21 protein-coding genes and 1 tRNA gene are annotated in these 23,695 nt (G+C 66.4%); 5 read left to right on the top strand and 17 right to left on the bottom strand.

Annotation, left to right across the window (positions count from 1 at the left end; all coding sequences use genetic code 11):
• Positions 1-12 precede the first annotated feature (12 nt).
• Positions 13-1,917: a 1-deoxy-D-xylulose-5-phosphate synthase gene (gene dxs, locus BUA29_RS08780; RefSeq protein WP_072756210.1), complete on the top strand. Its 1,905-nt coding sequence runs from the start codon at positions 13-15 to the stop codon at positions 1,915-1,917.
• A gap of 44 nt (positions 1,918-1,961) precedes the next feature.
• On the opposite strand, the gene uvrB is transcribed toward dxs, so the two are convergent.
• Entirely contained in the window at positions 1,962-4,016 is a 2,055-nt protein-coding gene (gene uvrB / locus BUA29_RS08775; protein ID WP_072756219.1) for an excinuclease ABC subunit UvrB, read from the bottom strand.
• Positions 4,017-4,212: 196 nt separating this feature from the next.
• On the opposite strand from uvrB, the gene BUA29_RS08770 reads away from it, so the two are divergent.
• Together BUA29_RS08770 and BUA29_RS08765 are read left to right on the top strand one after the other, a co-directional pair.
• Entirely contained in the window at positions 4,213-4,743 is a 531-nt protein-coding gene (locus tag BUA29_RS08770) for a GspH/FimT family pseudopilin (protein WP_072756209.1), read from the top strand.
• Between the two features lie 140 nt (positions 4,744-4,883).
• Positions 4,884-4,960: transfer RNA gene (locus BUA29_RS08765), tRNA-Asn, on the top strand.
• 115 nt (positions 4,961-5,075) lie between these two features.
• On the opposite strand, the gene BUA29_RS08760 is transcribed toward BUA29_RS08765, so the two are convergent.
• The 10 genes from BUA29_RS08760 to rlmE all read right to left on the bottom strand — a co-directional run bounded on the left by BUA29_RS08760 (position 5,076) and on the right by rlmE (position 15,160).
• Positions 5,076-5,267 (bottom strand): DUF2065 domain-containing protein, encoded by a 192-nt coding sequence (locus BUA29_RS08760; protein WP_072756208.1) that lies wholly within the window; start codon positions 5,265-5,267, stop codon positions 5,076-5,078.
• A gap of 3 nt (positions 5,268-5,270) precedes the next feature.
• The gene (gene hflC / locus BUA29_RS08755; protein WP_072756207.1) at positions 5,271-6,134 is read right to left on the bottom strand and encodes a protease modulator HflC; all 864 of its coding nucleotides are present in this window, start codon (positions 6,132-6,134) and stop codon (positions 5,271-5,273) included.
• Complete coding sequence (gene hflK, locus BUA29_RS08750; RefSeq protein ID WP_072756206.1) at positions 6,131-7,204, bottom strand: FtsH protease activity modulator HflK; 1,074 nt, start codon at positions 7,202-7,204, stop codon at positions 6,131-6,133. Before hflK ends, hflC begins: the two co-directional genes overlap by 4 nt.
• Positions 7,205-7,245: 41 nt before the next feature.
• Positions 7,246-8,568: a ribosome rescue GTPase HflX gene (gene hflX, locus BUA29_RS08745; protein WP_072756218.1), complete on the bottom strand. Its 1,323-nt coding sequence runs from the start codon at positions 8,566-8,568 to the stop codon at positions 7,246-7,248.
• 68 nt (positions 8,569-8,636) lie between these two features.
• On the bottom strand, positions 8,637-8,915 hold the full coding sequence (gene hfq, locus BUA29_RS08740) for an RNA chaperone Hfq (protein WP_072756217.1): 279 nt from the start codon (positions 8,913-8,915) through the stop codon (positions 8,637-8,639).
• 142 nt (positions 8,916-9,057) lie between these two features.
• On the bottom strand, positions 9,058-10,026 hold the full coding sequence (gene miaA / locus BUA29_RS08735; RefSeq protein ID WP_072756205.1) for a tRNA (adenosine(37)-N6)-dimethylallyltransferase MiaA: 969 nt from the start codon (positions 10,024-10,026) through the stop codon (positions 9,058-9,060).
• Between the two features lie 7 nt (positions 10,027-10,033).
• Positions 10,034-11,470, bottom strand: a complete 1,437-nt coding sequence (locus tag BUA29_RS08730; RefSeq protein WP_072756216.1) for an amino acid permease — start codon at positions 11,468-11,470, stop codon at positions 10,034-10,036.
• A 121-nt stretch (positions 11,471-11,591) separates the two neighbouring features.
• Entirely contained in the window at positions 11,592-12,488 is an 897-nt protein-coding gene (folP, locus tag BUA29_RS08725) for a dihydropteroate synthase (protein ID WP_072756204.1), read from the bottom strand.
• A 76-nt stretch (positions 12,489-12,564) separates the two neighbouring features.
• Positions 12,565-14,457: an ATP-dependent zinc metalloprotease FtsH gene (gene ftsH / locus BUA29_RS08720; protein WP_072756203.1), complete on the bottom strand. Its 1,893-nt coding sequence runs from the start codon at positions 14,455-14,457 to the stop codon at positions 12,565-12,567.
• Positions 14,458-14,497: 40 nt separating this feature from the next.
• Entirely contained in the window at positions 14,498-15,160 is a 663-nt protein-coding gene (gene rlmE / locus BUA29_RS08715; RefSeq protein WP_072756202.1) for a 23S rRNA (uridine(2552)-2'-O)-methyltransferase RlmE, read from the bottom strand.
• A gap of 70 nt (positions 15,161-15,230) precedes the next feature.
• Between rlmE and yhbY the strand changes: the two genes are divergently transcribed.
• Positions 15,231-15,536 carry a ribosome assembly RNA-binding protein YhbY gene (yhbY, locus tag BUA29_RS08710; protein WP_072756201.1) on the top strand — a complete coding sequence of 102 codons (306 nt, stop codon included), beginning with the start codon at positions 15,231-15,233 and terminating at the stop codon, positions 15,534-15,536.
• Positions 15,537-15,540: 4 nt separating this feature from the next.
• Positions 15,541-15,921: an Mth938-like domain-containing protein gene (locus BUA29_RS08705; protein ID WP_072756200.1), complete on the top strand. Its 381-nt coding sequence runs from the start codon at positions 15,541-15,543 to the stop codon at positions 15,919-15,921.
• A gap of 118 nt (positions 15,922-16,039) precedes the next feature.
• Here the strand turns inward: BUA29_RS08705 and BUA29_RS08700 are convergent, their stop codons facing one another.
• The 6 genes from BUA29_RS08700 to BUA29_RS08675 all read right to left on the bottom strand — a co-directional run.
• Positions 16,040-17,248 carry a DUF3322 domain-containing protein gene (locus BUA29_RS08700; protein WP_072756199.1) on the bottom strand — a complete coding sequence of 403 codons (1,209 nt, stop codon included), beginning with the start codon at positions 17,246-17,248 and terminating at the stop codon, positions 16,040-16,042.
• Positions 17,245-20,649, bottom strand: a complete 3,405-nt coding sequence (locus tag BUA29_RS08695) for an ATP-binding protein (protein WP_072756198.1) — start codon at positions 20,647-20,649, stop codon at positions 17,245-17,247. The genes BUA29_RS08700 and BUA29_RS08695 overlap by 4 nt, the downstream gene beginning before the upstream one ends.
• Positions 20,642-21,319, bottom strand: coding sequence for a DUF4194 domain-containing protein (locus tag BUA29_RS08690; protein WP_072756197.1), 678 nt, complete (start codon positions 21,317-21,319; stop codon positions 20,642-20,644). The genes BUA29_RS08695 and BUA29_RS08690 overlap by 8 nt, the downstream gene beginning before the upstream one ends.
• A 25-nt stretch (positions 21,320-21,344) precedes the next feature.
• Complete coding sequence (locus BUA29_RS08685; RefSeq protein WP_072756196.1) at positions 21,345-22,817, bottom strand: DUF3375 domain-containing protein; 1,473 nt, start codon at positions 22,815-22,817, stop codon at positions 21,345-21,347.
• A gap of 262 nt (positions 22,818-23,079) precedes the next feature.
• Positions 23,080-23,409, bottom strand: coding sequence for a type II toxin-antitoxin system RelE/ParE family toxin (locus BUA29_RS08680; RefSeq protein WP_072756195.1), 330 nt, complete (start codon positions 23,407-23,409; stop codon positions 23,080-23,082).
• Positions 23,406-23,695: type II toxin-antitoxin system ParD family antitoxin (locus tag BUA29_RS08675; RefSeq protein ID WP_425443773.1), on the bottom strand; the 290-nt coding region annotated here is incomplete at its 5' end. The genes BUA29_RS08680 and BUA29_RS08675, both read right to left, overlap by 4 nt.

Here is a 23,695-nt window from a genome sequence, read left to right as displayed (position 1 = left end):
GACAATAGCCGGATGATTGATGCCTCCCGCTATCCCCTGCTGTCGCGGATCGACCGCCCCGCCGACCTCCGCCAACTCCCGGAATCCCAGCTCCGTGCGGTGGCGGACGAGCTGCGCGCCTACCTGATCGAATCGGTGGGCAAATCCGGCGGGCACTTCGGCGCCGGCCTGGGCGTGGTGGAGCTGACCACCGTACTGCATTACCTGTACCAGACGCCGGATGACCGCATCGTCTGGGACGTCGGCCACCAGTGCTACCCGCACAAGATCCTCACCGGCCGCCGCGACCGCATCCATACGGTCAAGCAGAAGGACGGCGTGGCGCCATTCCCCAAGCGCGAGGAATCCGAGTACGACACCTTCGGGGTGGGCCACTCCTCGACGTCGATCTCAGCCGCCTTGGGCATGGCCATCGCCAATGCCCGCGCCGGCAACCCGCGCCGGGTGGTGGCGGTGATCGGCGATGGCGCGATGACCGCCGGCATGGCCTACGAGGCGCTGGGGCACGCCGGGGGCATGGACGATGAGCCGGACCTGCTGGTGATCCTCAACGACAACCGCATGTCGATCAGCGAGGCAGTGGGCGGCCTGACCCGGATGCTGGGCCGGCTTTCCGGCAACCGCACCCTCAACGCCCTGCGCGAAAGCGGCAAAAAGCTGCTGGGCGACAAACACAGCCCGCCCGCCCGCTTCATCAAGCGCTGGGAGGAACACTGGAAGGGCATGTTCGTGCCCTCCACCCTGTTCGAGGAGATGGGCTTTCATTACACCGGCCCGATCGACGGCCACGACATCGACGCCCTGCTGGCCACCCTGAAGACCCTGCAAGGCCTGAAAGGCCCGCAGTTGCTGCACATCATCACCACCAAGGGCAAGGGCTACCAACCGGCCGAAGGCGACCAGATCGGCTACCACGCGGTGGCCCCGTTCGACCCGGCGGTGGGTGTGGTGCCGGCCCAGGGCAAGCCGAAGAAGCCCACCTACACCGACGTGTTCGGCGACTGGCTGTGCGACATGGCCGCCGCCGAGCCGCGTCTGCTGGCGATCACCCCGGCCATGCGCGAAGGCTCCGGGCTGGTGCGTTTCAGCCAGGAATACCCGGACCGCTATTTCGACGTCGCCATCGCCGAGCAGCATGCGGTGACCCTGGCCGCCGGCATGGCCTGCGAAGGCGCCAAGCCAGTGGTGGCGATCTATTCCACCTTCCTGCAGCGCGCCTATGACCAGCTGGTGCACGACGTAGCCATCCAGAAACTGGACGTGCTTTTTGCAATCGACCGTGCCGGTGTGGTCGGCCCGGACGGCGCCACCCATGCCGGCAACCTCGATCTGTCCTATCTGCGCTGCGTGCCCAACATGGTGGTGATGGCGCCTGCCGACGAGAACGAATGCCGGCAGATGCTGACCACCGGCTTCCACTACCCCGGCCCGGCGGCGGTGCGCTACCCGCGTGGCACCGGCCCCGGCGTTGCCGTGCAACCGTCGCTGGAGACTCTGCCGATCGGCAAGGCGCAACTGCGCCGGCGCGGCGGCCCGCTGGCGCTGCTCGCGTTTGGCGCACTGGTGCCGGTCGCCGAACAGGTGGGCGAAGCGCTTGGCCTGACCGTGGTCAACATGCGCTTCGTCAAGCCGCTGGATCGCGACCTGGTGCTGGAACTGGCGCAGACCCACGCAGGCCTGGTCACCTTGGAGGACAACGTCGTGGCTGGTGGCGCCGGCAGCGGCGTGGCCGAACTGCTGGCAGCCGAAGGGGTGGTGGTGCCGATCCTGCACCTCGGCCTGCCCGATGCCTTCCAGCACCATGCCAGCCGCGAGCAGCTACTGGCCGAGGCGGGCCTGGACGTGGCGGGCATCCGTGCGTCGATCCTGCGCCGCTGGCCGACACTGGACACCCCGGCCCGCGCCGTCGCCCCGTGAGAATGGCCTGAACGCCACCCGCCTGGCGCCGTCAGCCCGCGCCGTCAGAGGCTGGCTTCGCGCAGCGTCCGGATCAGGTCGCGGAGCTGCGCGGCCTGCTCGAACTCCAGATCGCGAGCGTGCTGGTGCATCTGCTGCTCCAGCTCCTTGAGCCGGGCCGCCTGCTGCGCCGGGCTGAGCTTCAGGTACGCCTGCACCGGCTCGGCCACCTGACGGCCCTTACGGCCACCCCGTCCACGCGTCTCGCCCGCCTCGGCGCGTGCCCCTTCCATCACGTCATGCACGGCGCGTTGCACCGAACGCGGGGTGATGCCGTGACGCGCGTTGTAGTCCAACTGTTTCTGCCGGCGGCGCGCGGTTTCCTCCAGCGCGGCCTGCATCGACCGGGTCACGGTGTCGGCATACAGGATCGCCTTGCCGCGCAGGTTGCGGGCGGCGCGGCCGATGGTCTGGATCAGCGCGCCGGTGCTGCGCAGGAAGCCTTCCTTGTCGGCATCGAGGATGGCCACCAACGACACTTCCGGCATGTCCAGCCCCTCACGCAGCAGGTTGATGCCCACCAGCACGTCGAACACCCCCAGCCGCAGGTCGCGGATGATCTCCACCCGTTCCACCGTGTCCACGTCGGAATGCAGGTAGCGCACCTTGACGCCGTGCTCGGAGAGGTAATCGGTCAGGTTCTCGGCCATGCGCTTGGTGAGCGTCGTGACCAGCACGCGATCGCCCATCGCCACTCGCTCGCGGATTTCGCCGAGCAGATCATCCACCTGGGTCGCCACTGGCCGGATCTCGACCTCCGGATCGACCAGCCCGGTCGGCCGCACCACCAGCTCGACGACGGCATCACCAGCGGTGCGCAACTCGTAGGGGCCGGGCGTGGCCGAGACATACACACTGCGCGGGGCGCGGGCTTCCCATTCCTCGAAGCGCAGCGGCCGGTTGTCCAGCGCCGACGGCAGACGAAAGCCGAACTCGACCAGGGTTTCCTTGCGCGCACGATCGCCCCGGTACATGCCACCGATCTGCGGAATGGTCACGTGTGACTCGTCCACCACCAGCAGCGCGTCCGGCGGCAGGTAATCGAACAGAGTCGGCGGCGGCTCGCCGGGCGCACGCCCGGTCAGGTGCCGTGAGTAGTTCTCGATGCCATTGCAGTAGCCGACCTCGGCCATCATTTCCAGATCGAACTGGGTACGCTGCTGCAGCCGCTGCGCTTCCACCAGCTTGTTCTGCGCGTACAACTGCTCCAGCCGCTCGCGCAGCTCGGCCTTGATCGAGTCGATCGCCGCCAGCGTGCGCTCACGTGGCGTGGCGTAGTGGGTCTTGGGATAGACGACATACCGCGGCAGCCGGCGCAGGATCTGGCCGGTGAGCGGGTCGAACATCGACAGCTGCTCGATCTCGCCATCGAACAGCTCGATGCGCAGCGCCTCCAGGTCGGATTCTGCCGGGAACACGTCCACCGTCTCGCCGCGCACGCGGAAGGTGCCACGCTCCAGCGTCATCTCGTTGCGGGTGTATTGCAACGTGGTCAGGTGGCGCAGCAGCTCGCGCTGGTCGATGCGCTCGCCACGCGACAGGATCAGCCGCATCGCCAGATAGTCCTCGGGCGCGCCCAGACCGTAGATCGCCGACACCGACGCCACCACGATGGTGTCGCGCCGCGACAGCAGCGCCTTGGTCGCCGCCAGCCGCATCTGCTCGATGTGGTCGTTGATCGCGCTGTCTTTTTCGATGTAGGTGTCGCTGGACGGGATATAGGCTTCCGGCTGGTAGTAGTCGTAATAGCTGACGAAATACTCCACCGCGTTGTGCGGAAAGAACGCCTTGAACTCGCCGTACAACTGCGCCGCCAGGGTCTTGTTGGGCGCCATCACCAGGGTCGGCTTCTGGATCCGCTGGATCAGATTGGCGATGGTGAAGGTCTTGCCGGAGCCGGTCACACCCAGCAACACCTGCCGCGCAAGCCCGTTCTCGAACCCCGCCACCAGCGCCTCAATCGCCTGTGGCTGGTCGCCTGCGGGCTGATAGGGCGCCACCAGCTGAAATCCCGCAGAGCTGGAATGCAGGTCGAGATCGGCAGGCAGGCTGGGCAACATCATGCGTTCAAGGCAACCAACGATCGGCAAGTGTACGCTCGCCCTGACCCATCGTCCCAGCAAGCCCCGACCTGACCCAGGCACCACCTCCGGCCTTGCCGTTCGCACTTTTCCGACCAGGGTGCCGGCACTGCGCCGATCCCCGCCAACACCCCGAACGGCCAGCATGGGACACCTGTTCCACTGGAGCCCCGCCATGCTGCAACGCCCCGCCGGATTCAGCCTGCTCGAACTGCTGCTGACCTGCCTGATCCTCTGTCTGGTGACCGGGTTGGCCCTGCCCACCCTGGCCGGAGTCAGCGAACGCCACCACGTCCGAACCGCGATGACCTCGCTCACCAGCCACATGCAGCTGGCCCGCATCACCGCCATCACCCACAACCGCCGCACCGTGCTCTGCCCCAGCCAGGACGGCCTGCACTGCACACCTGACCGCGACTGGAGCGGCGGCTGGCTGCTGTTCCTGGACGAGGACGGCAACCGCCGGGTGGATCGGGCCGAGGACATCCTGCGGGTGGAATCGACCCCGACCAGCCACCGGCTGCGCATCACCAGCTCGCTCGGCCGCCAGCAACTGCGCTATCTGCCGGACGGCAGCAGCGCCGGCACCAACCTCACCCTGTCGATCTGCAACCAGGCCGGTCTGCTGGTGGGCCAGGTGATCGTCAACAACGCCGGCCGGCCACGCAGCCAGCTCATCACCCAGCCCCTCCCCTGCCCAGGCTGACGCCGGGGCTGCCCCACCACGCCCTCGGCCAGCGCCCCCCGCTACACTTCCTGCTCCAGCACCCACCCGAGTGCCAAAGGTGGTGGACTCATACACACGCTTGCATCCCGCTGCGGGATCCGCATACAATGCGAGCCCTCGCCCGAATAGCTCAGCTGGTTAGAGCACTTGACTGTTAATCAGGGGGTCCTTGGTTCGAGTCCAAGTTCGGGCGCCATCTTGCAACCGGCTTCAGGCAACCGTCTGGAGCGACGAAAAAACCGCGCTTAGGCGCGGTTTTTTCGTTTCTCCCTTGCGCGACGCGCGCTTGCGACCGCCCCGACCGGCCGGCGTCAGCCGCTGCCGCGCACCAGCCACAGCGCCAGCAGGCCCAACAGCAGCACCACGCCGCCAACCCGGCGCACCTGCGCATCGGTCAGCGTCAGCATCTGCGCTGCCGTGCGCTTCCAGGCGGCCGGGGCGGCGAACAGGAACAAGCCCTCGATCACCGCCACCAGGCACAGCGCCGCCCACAGATCACGCATGGCTCAGCGGTCGCTGCGCAGGTATTGCAGGAAGGGATCGTTGCGATCCAGCACGATCACCCCATCGCCTTTCGAGAAGGCCTTGCGGTACGCCTCCAGACTGCGCTGGAAGGCATAGAAGCCCGGGTCGCGGCTGGCCGCTTCGGCATAGATGCGGGCAGCTTCAGCGTCACCCTCGCCACGCAGCTTTTGGGCGTCGCGCTCGGCCTCGGCCAGGATCACCTGCTGGTCACGGTCGGCCGCCGCGCGGATTTCGTTGGCCTGCTCCGCCCCCTCGGCGCGCAGGCGGCTGGCCACCTGCTGGCGCTGGGCGCGCATGCGGTTGTACACGTCGTCGATGACTCGGCTGTCGGTCGGCAGATCCAGCTGCTTGATGCGCAGATCGAGGATGCGGATGCCCAGGGTCGCGGCCCCCCGGTTGATGACGCTCAGCTGGCTTTTGACGATCTCAGTGCGGTCACCGGACACCGCCTGCTGCAGGGTGCGGGCATTGATTTCGTTGCGCAGCGCATCCTTGATGATCGGTGCCAGACGGTCGACAGCGGCAGATTCGTCGCCGCCAGTGGCGCGGTAGAACGCGCGCGCATCCATGATCTGGCCGATCGCGAAGAAATCCACGCTGACGTCCTTGCGTTCGGACGTCAGGTAGCGCTCCGGCTCCGCCGGCAGCACCTGCAGGCGCTGATCGAAAATGCGCGCGCTCTCCACCAGCGGCCATTTGAAATGCAAGCCGGGGCCGAGGTTGGTACGACTGACCCGGCCCAGGTTGAGCACGATGGCGGTATGCCCTTCGCTCACCACGAACACCGAGCCCATCAGCAGGATCAACGCAGCCACCACCGTGGCCATCCAAGCCGGGAACTTCATCGCACCACCTCCTCACGTCCGGCGGGCCGGCCGCTGCGTACGGGCCTGCCTGACGACGCGTCATCCTCCGGTGCCGGCTGCATCTGTGGAGCCAGCTGCTCGGGTGTCAGCAACGGCGCGGTAGCCCCTGCCGAGGTCGCAGCAGCGGGCATCGGCACATAAATCAGCTGCCGGCCATCGCCGCCAATCACCTTACGGTTATTCGCCAGCACCTCCTGCACGGTTTCCAGCCACAGCCGCTTGCGGGTCACCTCAGGGGCGCTCTTGTACTGCGCCACCAACAGGCTGAAGCGCTCCGCATCACCCTGGGCACGGGCGATCACAGATTCTTTGTAGCCCTGGGCGACAGTACGCACCCGCGCCGCCTGGCCGCGTGCCTCGGGCACTACCTTGGCGGCATAGGCACGCGATTCGGAAATCAGCCGTTCCTTGTCCTGCTGGGCGCTGTTGACATCATCGAATGCCGGCTTGACCTGTTGCGGCGGCCGTGCGTCCGGGAGATTGAGTTCGGTGACGGTCAATCCGGTGCGATAGGTCACAAGCGACTTCTGCAAGCGCTCACGCGCAGCCACGGCGAGCTGTTCGCGCGCGCCCAGCACGGTGTCCAGATCGGAACGGCCGACCTGCTCGCGAACCGTGCTCAGCGCCGCCTGCTTGAGCACTTCGTCCGCATTACGGGTACCAAACAGGTACAGCACCGGATCGGCCACCCGGTACTGGACGTTGACCGCCACTTCGACGATGTTTTCGTCGCGGGTCAACACCGGCACCCGATCCTCGTAGTTTTTGATCTGGGTGGCGTTGACCTTGATGACCCGCTCGATCGGCCAGGGCAGTTTGAAGTTCGGCCCCGGCTGCATGACCCGGTCGAAGCGACCAAAACGCAGCACCACGCCGCGTTGCTGTTCGGCCACCAGAACGAAACAGTTGAACACCAGCCACAGGGCGAGCAGCAATCCGGCCCAGCGCATCGGGCTGCCATCACCAAGCCCCGGCAGGACATCGAACCACCGCCCCATGCCGCCGCGCCCGGAGGTGCCGCCCGTGTTACCGGGCCGGTTCCAGGCCATCCAAAGTACCTTGGGCCCGCGCGGGCCATCGTGTCGTGTCGTCATGCCGGGGATTCTACGGGATCAGTGGGTGGCGTTGATGGCAGCGCCTGCAGCAGGGAACGCAGCGGCTGCCCGTCGGGTTGGGATGCGATCCGACGCGCCTCGGTCAGTGGCAGATCGATCTGCAGTGTCCAGCCATCGGCATCATGCTGCTCGGCACGCACGCCCCCCAGTGCCAGCAGGCGGGCGCGCAGGCGTCCGGCATCGGGCGGCAGACGCAGGGTGCCGGTCAGGCGACGCAGCCCCAGCCGTTCGCCCAAGGCCTCGCCCAACAGGGTCAGGCCAAGGCGCTCGCGCGCCGACAGCCAGACCGCCGGGCGCGAGGCATGCGCGTCCAGCCGCGGGCGGGCCCCGTCGATCCGGTCGATCTTGTTGAACACCAGCAGCTGCGGCAGCTCGCCCGCGCCGATGTCCTGCAGCACGGCGTCCACCTGGGCGATTCGTTCCTCGCGCAGCGGATCGGCGGCATCGACCACGTGCAACAGCAGATCCGCCTCGCGTGCCTCGCCCAGGGTCGAGCGGAACGCCGCCACCAGTTCGTGCGGCAGGTCGCGGACAAAGCCGACTGTATCGGCCAGCACCACCGCCCCCACGTCGAGGTTGACCCGGCGCACGGTCGGGTCGAGGGTGGCAAACAGCTGGTCGGCCGCGTATGCGTCCGCCCCGGTCAGGGCATTGAACAGGGTCGATTTGCCGGCATTGGTATAGCCCACCAGCGCCACCCGCGGCAGTGCGCTGCGCACCCGCGCACGCCGCATCTGTGCACGCTGCACTTCGACCTTTTCCAGCCGCTTTTGCAAAATCTCCACGCGTTTCTGCAACAAGCGGCGGTCGGTTTCCAGCTGGGTCTCGCCGGGGCCGCGCAGGCCGATCGCACCGCCGCGCTGACGCTCCAGGTGCGTCCAGCCACGCACCAGACGCGTGGCGATATGACGCAGCTGGGCAAGCTCGACCTGGAGCTTGCCCTCGTGGCTGCGCGCACGTTGGGCAAAGATGTCCAGGATCAGCCCGGTGCGGTCCACCACCCGCCGCTCCAGCGCCTTTTCCAGGTTGCGTTCCTGGATCGGGGTCAGGGCATGGTTGACCAGCACCAGATCGGCACCGACCGCCTCGCAGGCGGCCTTGGCTTCTTCCAGCTTGCCGCTGCCGATCAGGGTGGCGGGATTGGGGCGGTCGATCCGCGCGGTCAGCACACCGGCCACACTGGCGCCGGCCGATCGGGCCAGTTCGGCAAACTCCTCCAACACATCGTCCGCAGGCGGCCCACCGGCATGGGGCTGGATCAGCAGCGCGTTTTCACCACCGCGCGAACGTTCGAACAATTGGCTGGGCATCGACCTTCACATGGGGCGGCCGCAGCCGCTTTGCAAGCCGCCACGGCCCGCCGCCGTCATTCGCTCGCCTCGGCTGCGGCGGCACCGGCCATTTCGGCGGCCTCCACCGCCCCACCTCCCGGCCCCAGGCGCACATTGCGCGCCGGCACCACGGTGGAGATGGCGTGCTTGTAGATCATCTGGCTGACGGTATTGCGCAGCAGGACCACGAACTGGTCGAACGACTCGATCGTCCCCTGCAGCTTGATGCCATTCACCAGATAGATCGAGACCGGCACGCGCTCACGACGCAGGGCGTTCAGGAAAGGGTCCTGGAGGGAGGGCGATTTCGACATGGAGTTCCCTGTGGCTGTCTGTTTGTTGTTGGTATGACACACGCCAGTACGCGCATTCACCGCGCGCATCGGGGATGGTAACGCAGACCGGCGTGGACGCGAACATCCACGCCCGCAAAAGCCGGGTATACCGAAAGCCCCCTCAGCGGCGTGCATTGGTGCGGCCAAGAAAGCCGTCCACTGCGGCATCGAGGGCGTCCTGTCCGGACAGCGGATCGAACCAGCGGGCATCGAGCTCGGCGCGCAGCCAGGTGTATTGCCGCTTGGCCAGCTGGCGGGTCGCGGCGAGCGCGCGCGCACGGAATGCGTCGAAACTGGTGAGACCCTCCAGATGCTCCCAGGCTTGCCGGTAGCCGACCGCGCGCAAGGCCGGCAACGCCAGCGGATCCGGATGCGCGGCCAGGGGCGGCAAGGCCCGCAGGGCCCGCACCTCGTCCAGGAAACCGGCTTCCAGCATGGCATCGAAACGCGCCTTGATGCGCGCGTGCAACGCCTCGCGCTGGGCTGGGGCCAGCACCAGCTTCAGCACCTTCACCGGCAACCGGGCACCCTGGGCGTTGCGCTGCCAGTCGCTGATCGGGCGACCGCTTAGGCGATAGACCTCCAACGCACGCTGGATGCGCTGGGCATCGGTGGGATGGATACGCGCAGCGGCGGCAGGATCGACCTGGGCAAGCTCGGCATGCAGTGCGACCCAGCCCTGCGCCTGGGCCTGATCGGCAATCGCCGCCCGTAGCGCAGGATCCGCGGGCGGCATGTCGGACAACCCGTCCAGCAGGGCGCGGAAATACAGCCCGGTGCCGCCAGCCAGGATCGGAACCCGGCCACGCGCCACGATGTCATCAATGGCGGCCCGGGCGTCCGCCGCAAACTCGGCCGCCGAATACGGCTCCCAGGGCGCACGCAGATCAAGCAGATGGTGCGGCACCCGCGCCCGCTCCTCGCGGCTGGGCTTGGCAGACCCGATGTCCAGACCGCGATAGACCAGCGCCGAATCGACGCTGACGATCTCCCCGCCCAGCCGTTGTGCCAGCGTGAGGGCATAGGCGCTCTTGCCCGACGCGGTCGGGCCCATCAGCGCAATCGCCCGCGGCCGGGTATCCAGCCCCATGGCCACGTCAGGCGTCGCGCCCCAGCCCCAGCAGGCTGTGCCGGCGTGCGTACAGCAGATACACCAGCAGGCCGATGCCGTTCCAGAGCAGGCACCAGAGCTGGGTGCGCTGCGGCAGGCTGTAGAACAGGTAGAGGCAGCCGACGATCGCCAGCGGGCCGACCAGCCAGGCCAGCGGCGTGCGGAACACGCGTGGCCGCTGCGGATCGCGCACTCTCAGCACCAGCAGACAGACTGCCACCGCAGTGAAGGCAATCAGAGTGCCGGCATTGGCCAGGGCCGCGATCTCGTCCAGCCGCGCCACGCCCGCCAGTGCCGCGGTCAGCACCGCGGTGAACACGGTGATCGCAACCGGCGTGCCGCGCCGCCCCACCCGGGCCAGACCATGCGGCAGCAAACCATCGCGGGCCATCACGAAGAAGATCCGGCTCTGCCCGTAAAAGAACGCCAGCAGCACGGTCGGCAGCGCCGCCATCGCCACCACGCCGATCACCAGCGCCGCATTGCCATGGCCGAGCTGGCGCATGATCAGCGCCAGCGGTTCGGCACTCTGGGAAAACGCGGTGTAGGGCATGGCACCGACCGCTGCCAGCGCCACCAGCAGATAGATCAGCGTGCAGCCGACCATCGAGCCAACGATACCGATCGACAGGTTGCGCCCCGGGTCACGGGTTTCCTCGGCCGCGGTGGAGATGGCGTCAAACCCGTAGAACGCGAAAAAGATGATCGCCGCCGCTGCCATGACCCCGCGCTCGACACCATCCGGCCCGAGCGATTTGCCAAAGCCATAGGGCATGAACGGGTGCAGGTTGTTTGGATCGAACGCCGGCAGCGCCACCACCACGAACACTGCCAGCGCCACCAGCTTGGCGACCACCAGCACCGCATTGGCCGTGGCACTCTCACGGGTGCCGATCAACAAGGCGCCGGCCACCACGAAAATGATCAGGATCGCCGGCAGGTTGATCAGCCCGCCGGCATGTGGCCCGGCTGCCAGCGCCTGTGGCAACAGCACGTTCCAGCCGGTGTGTTGTTGCAGCCAGTGCAGAAAGCCGACGAAATACCCCGACCAGCCCACGGCCACCGTACTCACCACCAGGGTGTATTCCAGGATCAGGCTCCAGCCGACCACCCAGGCGACCAGCTCACCCAGCACCGCGTAGCTGTAGGTGTAGGCACTGCCGGCAGCGGGCATCAGGGTCGCCAGCTCGGCATAGGCCAGGGCGGCGCAGGCACAGACCAGGCCGGCAATCACGAACGACAGCAGCACCGCCGGGCCGGCCTTGTCGGCGCCCACCCCGATCAGGGTGTAGATGCCGGTGCCGACGATGGCGCCGATCCCCAGCGCGATCAGGTGCGGCCAGCTCAGGGTGGGCACCAGCCGCTGCCCCGGCGCATGCGCGGTGACCTTGTCGATATCTTTGCGTCGCAACCATGTCTGCAGCATCGTCCTACCCGCTCCGGTCAAACGGCAGGCAGTGTGCCGCATCACTGCCGGCAATGCGATAGCGAGTCAGGATGATCGAGACAGGCAGCGCGGGGATCTGGTCAGAGGCGCGTTGCAGTCATTCGTCCGGCCAGGCCAGTGCCGGTCGGGCGGTCTCGTGACGTGCCGCCGGCACCGCGGCCACCGCCTGCCAGACCTTGAGGGCATCGACGGTGGCGGCCACGTCATGGACGCGCACCAGTTGGGCGCCGTTCTGCACCGCCAGCACATGGGCCGCAAGCGACCCCGCCACCCGGTCCTGCGGCCGTTCGCGCCCCGTCAGCTCGCCGATACTGCGCTTGCGCGACAGCCCCGCCAGCACCGGCACGCCCAGCTCGGTGAAACGACGCAAATGCGCCAGCAGCGCCAGATTGTGGGCGGTGGTCTTGCCAAACCCGAAGCCGGGATCGACCACGATCTTGCGCTTGGGGATACCGGCCAGCTCGCAGGCAAACAGGCGCTCGGCCAGGAAGCGATGCACCTCGCCGACCACATCGGCGTATTCCGGTGCTGCCTGCATCGTCTGCGGTTCGCCGCGCATGTGCACCAGCACCACCGGCACCCCGAGTGCGGCCGCCGTGTCCAGCGCGTCCGGCCCACGCAGGGCCTGCACGTCATTGATCATGCCGGCCCCCGCGGCGACTGCCGCCCGCATGACCTCGGCGTGCCGGGTATCGATGCTGATCGGCACCGGCACCCGTGCGGCCAGCCCTTCGATCACCGGCAACACCCGCCGGAGCTCTTCCTCGACCGGCACCGGTTCGGCACCCGGACGGGTGGACTCGCCGCCGACGTCGAGCAGGTCTGCGCCCTCCTCCACCAGGCGCAGACCATGAGCAATGGCGGCCTCCGGCTCGAAGTGGGCGCCACCATCTGAGAACGAATCCGGGGTGACATTGACGATGCCCATCACCCGCGGTCGATCCAACCGCAGCAGCCGACCATTGCAGTCAAGCGTTGGACAGGTGTCGAACATGACGACTGTTCCTCAAAACGACCGCAGGCCAGAGCACACACACCCTGACCTGCGGCAGATGGCAAAAACCCCCGGATCAGGCCTGCGGGGCCGGCTCCACCGTCACCGGCCGACCGCTGGCGGAATCGTCGCTTCCGTCGCGACCACCGCGCGGCCCGGTCCAGCCTGCCGGCGGGTTGGGCTTGCGCCCTTCCATGATCGCCTTGACCTGCTCGGCGTCGATGGTCTCCCACTCCAGCAGCGCCGCGGCCATCGCTTCGACGATGTCGCGCTTCTCCTCCAGGATCTTGCGCGCCCGCGCATACTGCTCGTCGAGGATGCGGCGGATCTCGGCATCCACCTTCTGCTGGGTAGCCTCGGAGATGGTCTTGTTGTGCAGACCATAGCCGCTGTCGTCATCGGCATAGACCATGATGCCCAGGGCATCGGACATGCCGTAGCGGGTCACCATGTCGCGCGCCATCCGGGTGGCACGCTCGAAATCGTTGGACGCGCCAGTGGACACCTCGCCAACGAACAGCTCCTCGGCAATCCGGCCACCAAACAGGATGGCGATCTCCTCCAGCATCTTGTCCCGGTACTTGCTCAGCGCATCGTGCTCAGGCAGCTGCCAGGTGACACCCAGCGCCCAGCCACGCGGCATGATGGTGACCTTGTGCACCGGGTCGGCCTTGGGCAGCGACATCGCCACTACTGCATGCCCCGACTCGTGGTAAGCCGTAGCGCGCCGCTCTTCCTCGCGCATCACCATGCTGCGGCGCTCGGGGCCCATGTAGATCTTGTCCTTGGCGTCCTCGAAATCGCGCATATCCACCCGCTGCTTGTTGCGACGGGCGGCAAACAGCGCCGCTTCGTTGACCAGATTGGCCAGATCGGCGCCGGAGAACCCGGGCGTTCCGCGCGCAAGCACGTCCACGCGCACATCATCGGCCAGCGGCACCCGGCGCATGTGCACCTTGAGGATCTGCTCGCGCCCCTTGATGTCAGGCAGACCGACCATCACCTGGCGGTCGAACCGGCCCGGCCGCAGCAGCGCTTTGTCCAGCACGTCGGGACGGTTGGTGGCGGCGATCACGATCACGCCCTCGTTGCCCTCGAACCCGTCCATCTCCACCAGCATCTGGTTCAGGGTCTGCTCGCGCTCGTCATGGCCGCCGCCCATGCCGACACCACGATGCCGACCGACCGCGTCGATCTCGTCGATGAAGATGATGCACGGGGCATGCTTCTTGGCCTGCTCGAACATGTCGCGCACGCGCGAGGCGCCGACGCCGACGAACATTTCGACGAAATCGGAACCGGAAATCGAGAAGAACGGCACCTTGGCCTCACCCGCGATGGCCTTGGCCAGCAGGGTCTTGCCGGTACCGGGCGGCCCGACCATCAACACACCGCGCGGAATCTTGCCGCCCAGGCGGGTGAAACGCGAGGGATCGCGCAGGAACTCGACCAGTTCGCCGACCTCCTCCTTGGCTTCGTCGCAGCCGGCCACATCGGCAAAGGTGACCTTGACCTGGTCATCGGAGAGCAGCTTGGCACGCGAACGCCCAAACGACATCGCGCCCTTGCCACCGCCCCCGCCCTGCATCTGCCGCATCATGAACAGCCAGAAGCCGATGATCAGCAGCACCGGCAGGAAATTGAGCACCAGCGACCAGAACGAGATGCCGGAGTCCGGCGGTGCCTGGTTGATTTCGACCTTGTGCTGGATCAGGTCATTGATCAGATCCTTGTCGCGCGCCGGCGCCGTGGTCACCCCGGTGCTGCCATCCTGCCGCTGGAAGGTGATGGTGCGTTCGTTGCTGGCGATATCGACCTTCTTGATGCGGTCGTTCTCCACATCCTGCACGAACTGCGAGTACATCACTTCCTGGCTGCCGCCAAGCTTGGGCGAGAAGCTCTGGAACACCACCATCAGCACGGCGGCGACCACCACCCAGAGCAGCAGGTTTTTTGCAAGATCGTTCATCGCAGTCCTCGTTTCCCTCGGCGGCCGTCACACACCGCGTTCATTTCATCCGTGCCAGCTTGCCGGTGGCCAATGCATAGACCTCCGGCGACCGCTTGCGCGACGCCGCCGGCTTGCGGATCGCCACCTTGGCATAGCGCCGCCGCAGCTCCCGCAGATAGTCATCCGACCCCACACCCTGGAACAGCTTGATCAGGAATGTGCCGCCCTCCCGCAACTGGCGGTCGGCAAACTCCATGGCCAGCTCGGCCAGGTGCATGGCGCGCGGCTGATCCACCGCATCCACTCCACTCATGTTGGGGGCCATGTCGGACAATACAAGATCGACCGGCTCGCCCCCGAGCATCTCCAGCAGACGTGATAGGACGGCATCATCCCTGAAGTCACCGTGAAGGAACTCCACCCCGGCCAGCGGCGGCATCTCACGAATGTCGCTAGCGATCACCCGACCGCGCTTGGCACCTGGCGGCAGGCCCTGCTCCAGCCGGTCCAGCGCCTGCCGCACCCATTGCGACCAGCCGCCTGGCGCCGCGCCGAGATCCACCACCACCATCCCCGGCCGGATCAGCCGGTCGCGCCCGGCAAGCTCTTCCAGCTTGTAGGCCGCACGGGAACGCATCCCCTCGGCCTGGGCCTTTTTGACGTAGGGGTCGGAGAAATGCTCTTTGAGCCAGCGCTGACTGGATTTGCTGCGGGTCGCCATGACCGCCGGGCGCGGGGGAATGTCGGCCCATGATACCCTGCACACCCCACATTCGCTTGTCCCAAGACGCATGCCGATTTCCCTGACCCCGGCCCAGATCCGTTTCCTGCGCGGCCAGGCGCATGACCTCAAAGCCATCTTGCAGGTCGGCGGCAAAGGCATCACCGAGGCGCTGGTGGCAGAAGTCGGCCAGGCGCTGGCGCATCATGAACTGATCAAGGTGAAAGTCGCCGCCGAAGACCGCGACCAGCGCGACGCCATGATCACCGAACTGGCCGACCGCTGCGACGCTGCCCTGGTGCAACGGATCGGCCATACCGCCGTGCTGTACCGCCCCTCCCAGGAAAAGCGGCAAATCGTCCTGCCGCGCGCCTGATGCCATGCAGCTGACCCAGGAACACCCGGATTACCGCTACTTTCTGCGCGCGGCCGACGGGCGCTCGGCCCGGGTCAACACCCAGCAGCTGAGCCAAAGCTTCATCATCGCCCCGGACACCTTGCAGGAAGACTGGCCGGTCAAGGCAGCCTCCGCCATGACACCGGCCGACCTGGAAGCCCTGTTTGCGCTGCGCCCGGACCTGATCCTGCTGGGTACCGGCAGCCGCCAGGTATTCCCGCCCGCAGCGGTACTGGCCGCCTGCCTGCAGCGGCGGATCGGTCTGGAAGTGATGGACAACGCGGCCGCCGCCCGCACCTATACCGTACTGGCCGGAGAAGGCCGCAAGGTGGTGGCCGGCTTTATCCTCGGCGAAGGCGTCTGAAATCCTCTCCGAGCCCGCCCCGCAACGCTTTTTTGCAAGCCGAAAGGAAGGCACTGGGCGGATTGACACCCAGTGCCTATGCGACGCAACTGGCATCCACCACCATCCACCCCGGACTCTAAATCACCCCGCTACTGAAAGCGGGGGGACGTCGGATACGCGCCAGTCGATCGCACAACCAGCCAAAGTCCACGCGCTCTTGTTCCAGACGCAGCCGAGGCTGGTGGCGATCGAATCGCAGATCGTCGTAGACGGCCGCCTCCTCGGGTGTCAGGCGCATCAGGTCGTGGCGCACAGGGTCGGGCTCTTCGCCCCAGTGCGGGCGGTGGGCCAGCAGCGTCTCCCGATCCATCAACAGCGACGCCACGGTCGGGAAGTGGCCGCGCAGCTGGTCGAGAATGGCAAAGCCATGCGTGTCGATGTCGCCCCAGTAAAACATCTGGCAATCCGCAAGCCACGCCGCGCGCGCCAGCGCATCCCAGCCATAGCCTGCGCCGAAAACGACGATGGCGCTCGCCACCGGCGGGAAGGCGAGGAAGTTGGTTTCGTTTTCGGTGATGAAAACGCGCCGGACGGGCAATACAAGCGTCGCAAAGCTTGTGGCGTCCAGCGTGATATCGGGCAGGCCTGCGCAGCCGGGAAGACTGGGCAGCAAGGGGTCAAGCAGACGAAACCGAATCCGCACCGGCTTGTCCAGAAAGCCGAATCGGCGCGCGAACTGCGCAATGCCGGTGGCGTCACGCTCGATGGCTTCGGCGGGCAGCGCAAGATCCAGCAGCTCGGTCAAAACACCGCGATGCGCTTCGATGAACTTGCTGTCCACGCCAGGGATATCCACCTGGCGCAGATACACGGCCGGCCGCGGATCCGCCTGCAGCCAGACGACGACGGCAAGCATTCGATCCCAGCGGTCTGCCAGTTCGAGGGCTTGCAGCGGTCGCCGCAACAGCCAGGCCAGGAGCGTGGGCTGCACGGCTTGCGTCTGCTGCCACAGCGCAACGAAACGCTGCGCTTGTCGAGCCTTACCGATGAAGGCCAGGGCGTCTTGCAGGGTATCGAGCCAGACGGATGCAGGAAGCTGCTGGGCGCCCTGCACACGGTGGTTCCACTGCCGCCATTCGATGCGAACCTGCGGCGTTGCGGCGATGGTCTGCACCCACGCACGCACGGCCTCGAAGCGATCAGACAGGTCGGAGGCCACGGGGCCCTTCAGGGTGAGGCGCAGCGGCCAGGACACGGCGTCCGTCACCGCCGCGCGCAGCAAGTCGCCGCGATCCCACAAGCGTTGCACCTGAGCGCGCAGGTCAGTCGGCGTGGTCCAGCTCATGACACCATGCCGTCTGTGACAACGTGGGCGTGGGCCATGCCCTGCGCCTTTTGCGCCCGGTACTCTTCGATCGACAGGCACAGCAGCCGCGAATCGCGCCCGCCCTCGTTGTGCACGAAGCCGACACTGGCCACGAAGGGCTCGATGATGTGGATTTTCTGGAGCGGCGTGACGATCAGGAGTTGCAGATTGAGTTGCTGGAACAGCTCCAAGCCATACCGCGCCGACTCGTCCGACCCGCGCCCGAACGCTTCGTCGATGACGACGAAGCGGAAGGAGCGCGAACGCACCGCGCCCCATTCCAGTCCGAATTGATACGCGAGGCTCGCGGCCAACACGGTGTAGGCGAGCTTTTCCTTCTGGCCGCCCGACTTGCCGCCCGAGTCCGAATAATGCTCGTGCTCGGCACCATCGGCGCGCCAGCGCTCGCTGGCCGAGAACAAAAACCAGTTACGCACGTCGGTCACTTTGGCCGTCCAGCGCCGGTCGGCGTCCAACAGCCCTTCGCGGCCGCGGAAGCGGTCGATGATGGCCTTGACCTGCAGAAACTTGGCCTCTGAATACTGCTCATCGGCCGAGCCCGTGAGCGTCCCCTCGGTGCAGGCCCGCAAGTCCTGCTGGAAAATACGGATCTCCGAATCCGGACTCAGTGACGCCACCAGCTCGATGTAGCGGCCGGGGTTGTAGTCGATGGCCTGGAGCGACTGATTGATGCGGTCGATACGCTCCTTGATCGTCTCGCGATCGCGGGCAAGCTGCGCGTTGAAGTTGGCGATCTCGTTGATGGTGTTGACGTTGAGCAGCTCCTTGAAGCGCGCCTCGAACCGCGGCAGGTCGTCGCGCTTGAGGCCTGCGAGCAGCCGTTCATACTCCGGCAGCGCCGCCAGACTCACGTCCATCTCGGCGGTCTCGACCTTGAACGCCTCCTTGAAGCCGCGCATGGCATTGATGATGCGCTCGGTCAGGCGCGCCAGGCGCTTGTCCCCCGCATCGATGCGATCCTGTAGCCAGCCACGCAAGTCCTGCTCGCGGTTGTCGCAGGACTCGACCGAGAGCGTGTGCTCACCCAAACCCTCAGCGCGCAGCGCATCCAGATGCCCAATCTGTGCCTCGGTCAGCGGCGAGTCGTTCCAAGTGCGGCTGGCCTCGTCGCGCAGTGCCTGCGCGGTTTCACGCTTGTTCCTGAGCGCACCGCGCTGACCCAGGGCCTCGGTGCGCCTGACCTCCAGGTCGTCCAGCCTTGTCTGCGCGGCCCTGAGCTGCCGCGTCAACTCCTGCAAGGTGTCGGAGGCGGCCTCAAGACGTGCCCGCTCCTCGGAGAGTTCAGCAATTCTCCGGGCCAGGTTCATCCAGTCGATATCCGCAAAGCGTGTGAACTCCTCCAGCTTGCTCAAGGCCTCCAGCCGACCGTGCAGTTCATTGCGCGCCTGCTGGATCTCACTGATACGAGCGGCCATTGCAGACAACTGCGCTTGCAGACGCTCGCGCTGATCGCGCAACACCCGCAGCTTGTCGGCATTGCTCCAGCCGAGCACATAGCGGCTGCGGTCGTCGATGCGGCTGCGGTCGTCCTTCTCGTGCCGACCACCCGGCTCCTTGATCTGCCCGGCGCGCGTGATGGCGCGCACCTCGCGCCGAAACTGCTCGATGCTGTCGCAGCAGGCGAAATCGAAACGGCTTTTCAGCGCCTGCTCCAGCCATTCCACATGGGGCGAATCGGGCTTGAGGATCAGCTTTCTGACCAGCGACTGCGGATGCAGCGTGATCTCGGGCGAATTTTTGAGCGGGCGCACATGGAAATAGACCAGTCGCCCGCCGAGGTGCTGGCGATTGACCCAGTCGGTCACCGCCGGATAGTGGGCGTCCGGCACCAGCAAGGAAAGACCAAACCCGCGCAGCAGCCGCTCAGCCGCCCCTTCCCAATCGCGCTCGTCATCCCGCACCTGGATGAGTTCACCCGCGAAAGGCAGTTCGTCCTCGTCGATGCCAAGGGCTGCACACAGCGCCTCGCGAATACGAATCTGGGCGGTGTCGATATTGCTCTTGCGCCGCGCAAGGCTTTCGATTTCCGCAGACAGAGCGGCGTGCTCCTCACGCCCCTTGCGAAAGGCGAAGTCCTCCTCGCGCTCGCGGTTGTCGAGTTCAGCGATGCGCTCGCGCAAGCCATCGGCCCGCTGGGTGATGCTCTGCAGCCGGGCGACAAACTCCGCCTCATCCGCAGGCGCTGCCTCGTCGATGCGGGCGAGCAGCTCCTGGTAGCGGTCGAACTTCTTCTGGCGTTGTGCCTTCTCCGCTTCCAGTCGGCGAATCTCCGCCGCCAGCGCTTCCAGGCGGTCACCACCGTTGTCGCGCAGCGCCCGCTCGAGACGCCCGATCTCCACCCGCTCGGCTTCGCGCTGCGCGTCCAGACGCTCGATCTGGGCGTCGAGCCGGGCCGCTTCCTCCGCCAGCAAGTCGAGGCGGCGGTCCAGCAGCTCGCCCTTGAGCCGGGCGAAATACGGCCGCAGTTGTTCGCGCGCTTGCCGCCAGCCCTGGATTTCTGCGCTCAGTGCCGCATGGCGTTTGCCGTCATCGACCAGCGGCGTCAGCAGTTCGACTTGCCGCTTGGCCTTGAGCACGGCCTGGTGTGCGCGGTCCAGGTCGTCGAAGTGACGGATCAGCGCCTCGATGCGTTGCCCTGAGTCAAAGGGTTCCAGCATGTGGTTGCGCACGAAGTCGGTGAGGTTGCCCACCGACTTCATTGAGACCGTCTGATGGAACAGCTCCAAGGCCTGCTCGTGCTCGATGCCGAAGCGTCGCCGGAACCAGGCCCCATAGGGTGGGAAACTCTCGAACAACTCGCAGCCTGCGCCGCGCAGTTGTTTGCGCAGCGCCGCCATGTCCTCACCCTTGACCTTAAAATCATCGACGATCGTCAATGCCCGCTCGGCCGCGACAAACAGGCGCTTGGGCTGCCCCTGCGTGTCTCCCTGCCAGTAAAACACCTGGGCCAGCGTCACCGCCTGGTCATAACCTTCGTTGCGGAAGACGCCGAGGATGACCGAGTAGCTCGATGCATCGCGCAGCGCCACGGGCTTGCTGCTGCCCGTGACCTCGTTGCGCTCGCTCTTGTAGTGGCCCAGCACGTAGGAGCGCAACGAGCGCTCGCGGGCATCCGCACCGGCCGCCTTGTTGTAGGCCACACGATGTGCCGGCACCAGCAGTGTGGTGATGGCATCGACCAGGGTGGACTTGCCCGAGCCGATGTCGCCGGTGAGCAGGCCATTGCGCCCGTCGAGCTCGAGGCGCCAGACGCGCTTGTCGAACGTGCCCCAGTTGAGCACCTCCAGCCGCTGCAACCGAAACCCCACGCGGCTGTCGTCGGCAACGAAGTCAAGCCCCAGGGTTTGCGTGTCAAACATCGTCGTCACCCTGTTTCGTAGCACCCGATAACACCGTGCGGTAGGACTCCAGCCGGGCGTCGAACTCGGCCAGCCACTGCGCGTCGACGAAGGCTTTCAGGATGCGGCGCACCTCGTATTGATTGCCGTTTTGCGCCGCGCCGGCAGTGGTTTTCAGCCGGCGCAGAAAGCCCAGATCGACCACCTTGCTGATGGTCGCGTCCACCTGGTCAATCAGGCGGGTTTCGTTGCTGCCTTCGGGCAGGAACACCCGCATCAGCTCGACGATGTCGTCGCGCGAGAGCACCAGCCGCGTCTCACCACCATGGGCATCGAACTCGGCCAAGCGCTTGCGCAAGAGCGCAAGCATCAGGCTCACCGGGTAAGACAGCGGCCGACGTGCGACCAGCCGCGGCAGCCGCGGCGCGTCTGAAGCCTCATCCAGATCCGGGCGGCTTTTGAGAAAGGCGTAGCCTTCGGCCTCATCCAGCACCAGGTCGAGCAGCAGCACGGCGGCCTGCTCCCGCACCCGCGCCTGCAGCTGCAAGAGACTTTCCCACAGGCGCTCGTCGTCCTCGCGGTAGAGCACACCCTTGAGCAGGTGCACCATCAACTGCGACAACGCCGGTACCGCCGGTGGCGCGCCGGGCAGGCTCTCTACCCACTCGTCATCATGCACGGTGTCGTTCACGTCCTTCTCTCTACGCTTGACGCGATCATCGCGTGAAGATGATGCGCGGCAATCGCGCCTCGCGCATCACCTCCTCACCCGCAGTGCTACGGGTCTGCCAGCGGATCGGCTCTGCCACGGCTTCATCGACCAGGGCGCGCACGCCGTCCAGCGCGCTGCTGGCTTCGCCTGCATGGGCCAGCTCCAGATACGCCATCAGTTCAGCCAGGCCCTGTTGCAGCGGCTCCGCGTCCAGCAGCTCGCGCAATGTGACCTGCGCTTTTTGGCGCAGTGCGTGTTGGATCGTCGAGCGCAAGCGTGCCTTGTCCACCACGATCTGGTCGAACAAGCGCGCGGTGTCGATGTCGTTATCGCCTGCGACCAGCGCCAGCTCCACAAGACGCGGCTTGACGCTGGGCACAAACAGCGGCCGCTCCAGCGGCAGCTGGATGTCCGCACCCATCGCGTCGATGTGCATCACCGTACCTGTGGGCGGTGCCTCGCGCAGCGCCAGCGCCTTGCTTTCGATACCACGCAGCAACTCCAGGATGCGCCGGTTCTCCAGAAACGCGCGGTCGTCCAGAAAACGGCGCAACTGTTGCGACAACTGGGCCACCGTGCGCTGCGTGTGCTCGCCTGCCTCCAGCCAGTCGTGATGCACGCGGCGGATGCGCGGATCGGGCTTCAAGGCGACTACCGCCGGCAGCGCCAGCACCTGACCCAGCCGTTCGGAAAGCTCCTCCTGCCGTCGGCTGGACATGAGGAAGTCCCAAAAGGCGCGAAAACTACGGCCCTGGTCGGAGTCGGCAATCGCATCGCGCTCGCCCATGATCTCGTCGAGCAGCGCGCCCTTGCTGCCCTCCCACAGCGCGATTTTCTCGCGCACCTTGCGGTCGAGCTGGCGGAAGTTGTGCTCCACCTCGCGGAAGTCGGCCAGCAGCTCGCGCGCCAGTTGCTGGAACTGCAGGAAGCGGTCTTTCACCGCCGTGTCGTCCAGCAGAGGCACGTCGCCCGCGAGCACGCGGGCGATTTCGGCGTCGAGTTGATCGCGCTTGCGCTGCAGGTCTTCGAGCCGTTTGGCCGGGTCGGCCTCGGTGCCGGCGCTGATCTGCTCCAGCAGCGCAAACAGCGTGAGCAGGCGCGATTCGGTGGCCACGAAGGGCCGCTCGGTGAGCTGGGTGAGCCAGGCGATGGCCTTCTCGGTGGCCGGCGTCAGATCGAACTGCGCCTCGTCCGTGCCCGGCTTGTAGAACTTGCGCAGCCAGCCCTTGTCGGGCGCAGCCCAGTCGTTCAGATATTCCGACGCCGCCTTGGGATAGGCCTCGGCGCCGAGCTGCTCGCGCAGGGCGAACAGCTCGTCCTCCAGCGCCTCGACCAGATCGGCCTCGCTCATCACGCGCACATTGGGTGCCACGAACACTCGGTGCAGGAAGCTCGCCACCAGCGGCGCATGCGGTGAGGCGAGCAGCCGCCAGGCGGGGTGGTGGTCGCGCAGGGCGCTTAAAGTGGCGTGATCCATGATCGGGGCTAAGCGGCTTCGTCGGGCGGGTTGGCGGCGGCCAGATACGCCAGTGTGCCCTTACCGACTTTCGTGGAGGCCGAGTGGTTGAAGTCAGACCACCGTGGCATCCCGTTTATTTGCTGCCGCCAGTAGTCTGCCTGAAACTGAGTCGTTGGTGTTTGAACCAGGCGACCATTCCAGGATGGTCAGCAGGCCGGCTTCCTTGGTTTTCTATTGTTTACACCCGCCAGCCCGCAGATATGCCCTGGCGATCCAACCGTCACAGAGAATCAGGCGCCTGCATCCACACCGGGATATCCCGCTGTCCGTGCAATACACGCCAGACGTCGATATGGTCCGAGTGCTCGACGTAGAACACAAGGTGCGGGTAGCGTGTCAACGGCCATGCGCGCAGGCCGGGCAGGTTGAGTTCATGGGCGTAGCGTGGTGAGCCCATAGCCGGGTGGCGACCGATGTGGCCGTAGGCCTTCTCGAGCGCATCGACGAAGCCCATTGCCACGGCTTCGCCTGCCTCACTCAGGTAGTAGGCGACCGCCTCGTCCACATCCTGGTTGGCCTGCTCACGCGGGATGACGGGCTTGGTCTTCACGCCTTGGCAGCAGGTTTGGCGGCCTTGCGCACCCGATCCCGAAGGCCATCAAAGTAGCTGGCATTGGCAGGGGCCGCCGGGGCCGAGGCGGCTCCCGCCAACAGCAGGTTGCGCAGTTGCTGGCGATCCTGATCCTTGCGGATCAACTCGCGCACGTACTCGCTGCTCGTGCCGTAGCCGCGCTGGCGCACCTGTTCATCCACGAAGGCCTTGAGGCTGTCGGGCAAGGAGATGTTCATCGTGCTCATCGCGTCAGTGTGGGTTCTTTGGCAAAGTTTGACAAGCC

This window comes from Thermomonas hydrothermalis (assembly GCF_900129205.1).
Classification (GTDB): domain Bacteria; phylum Pseudomonadota; class Gammaproteobacteria; order Xanthomonadales; family Xanthomonadaceae; genus Thermomonas; species Thermomonas hydrothermalis.
Note: the sequence above shows the minus strand (reverse complement) of the source record. Positions and strands in the feature narration are given on the sequence as shown.

Bases quoted from the DNA above. Each gene is read 5' to 3' on its own strand.
- folP (WP_072756204.1), bottom strand. From the start codon at position 12,488: ATGTTCGACACCTGTCCAACGCTTGACTGCAATGGTCGGCTGCTGCGG.
- rlmE (WP_072756202.1), bottom strand. From the start codon at position 15,160: ATGGCGACCCGCAGCAAATCCAGTCAGCGCTGGCTCAAAGAGCATTTC.
- miaA (WP_072756205.1), bottom strand. From the start codon at position 10,026: ATGGGGCTGGATACCCGGCCGCGGGCGATTGCGCTGATGGGCCCGACC.
- BUA29_RS08700 (WP_072756199.1), bottom strand. From the start codon at position 17,248: ATGAGCTGGACCACGCCGACTGACCTGCGCGCTCAGGTGCAACGCTTG.
- ftsH (WP_072756203.1), bottom strand. From the start codon at position 14,457: ATGAACGATCTTGCAAAAAACCTGCTGCTCTGGGTGGTGGTCGCCGCC.
- hflK (WP_072756206.1), bottom strand. From the start codon at position 7,204: ATGGCCTGGAACCGGCCCGGTAACACGGGCGGCACCTCCGGGCGCGGC.
- BUA29_RS08760 (WP_072756208.1), bottom strand. From the start codon at position 5,267: ATGCGTGATCTGTGGGCGGCGCTGTGCCTGGTGGCGGTGATCGAGGGC.
- dxs (WP_072756210.1), top strand. From the start codon at position 13: ATGATTGATGCCTCCCGCTATCCCCTGCTGTCGCGGATCGACCGCCCC.
- uvrB (WP_072756219.1), bottom strand. From the start codon at position 4,016: ATGTTGCCCAGCCTGCCTGCCGATCTCGACCTGCATTCCAGCTCTGCG.
- hfq (WP_072756217.1), bottom strand. From the start codon at position 8,915: ATGTCGAAATCGCCCTCCCTCCAGGACCCTTTCCTGAACGCCCTGCGT.
- hflC (WP_072756207.1), bottom strand. From the start codon at position 6,134: ATGAAGTTCCCGGCTTGGATGGCCACGGTGGTGGCTGCGTTGATCCTG.
- BUA29_RS08685 (WP_072756196.1), bottom strand. From the start codon at position 22,817: ATGGATCACGCCACTTTAAGCGCCCTGCGCGACCACCACCCCGCCTGG.
- BUA29_RS08705 (WP_072756200.1), top strand. From the start codon at position 15,541: ATGCAGCTGACCCAGGAACACCCGGATTACCGCTACTTTCTGCGCGCG.
- yhbY (WP_072756201.1), top strand. From the start codon at position 15,231: ATGCCGATTTCCCTGACCCCGGCCCAGATCCGTTTCCTGCGCGGCCAG.
- BUA29_RS08695 (WP_072756198.1), bottom strand. From the start codon at position 20,649: ATGTTTGACACGCAAACCCTGGGGCTTGACTTCGTTGCCGACGACAGC.
- BUA29_RS08770 (WP_072756209.1), top strand. From the start codon at position 4,213: ATGCTGCAACGCCCCGCCGGATTCAGCCTGCTCGAACTGCTGCTGACC.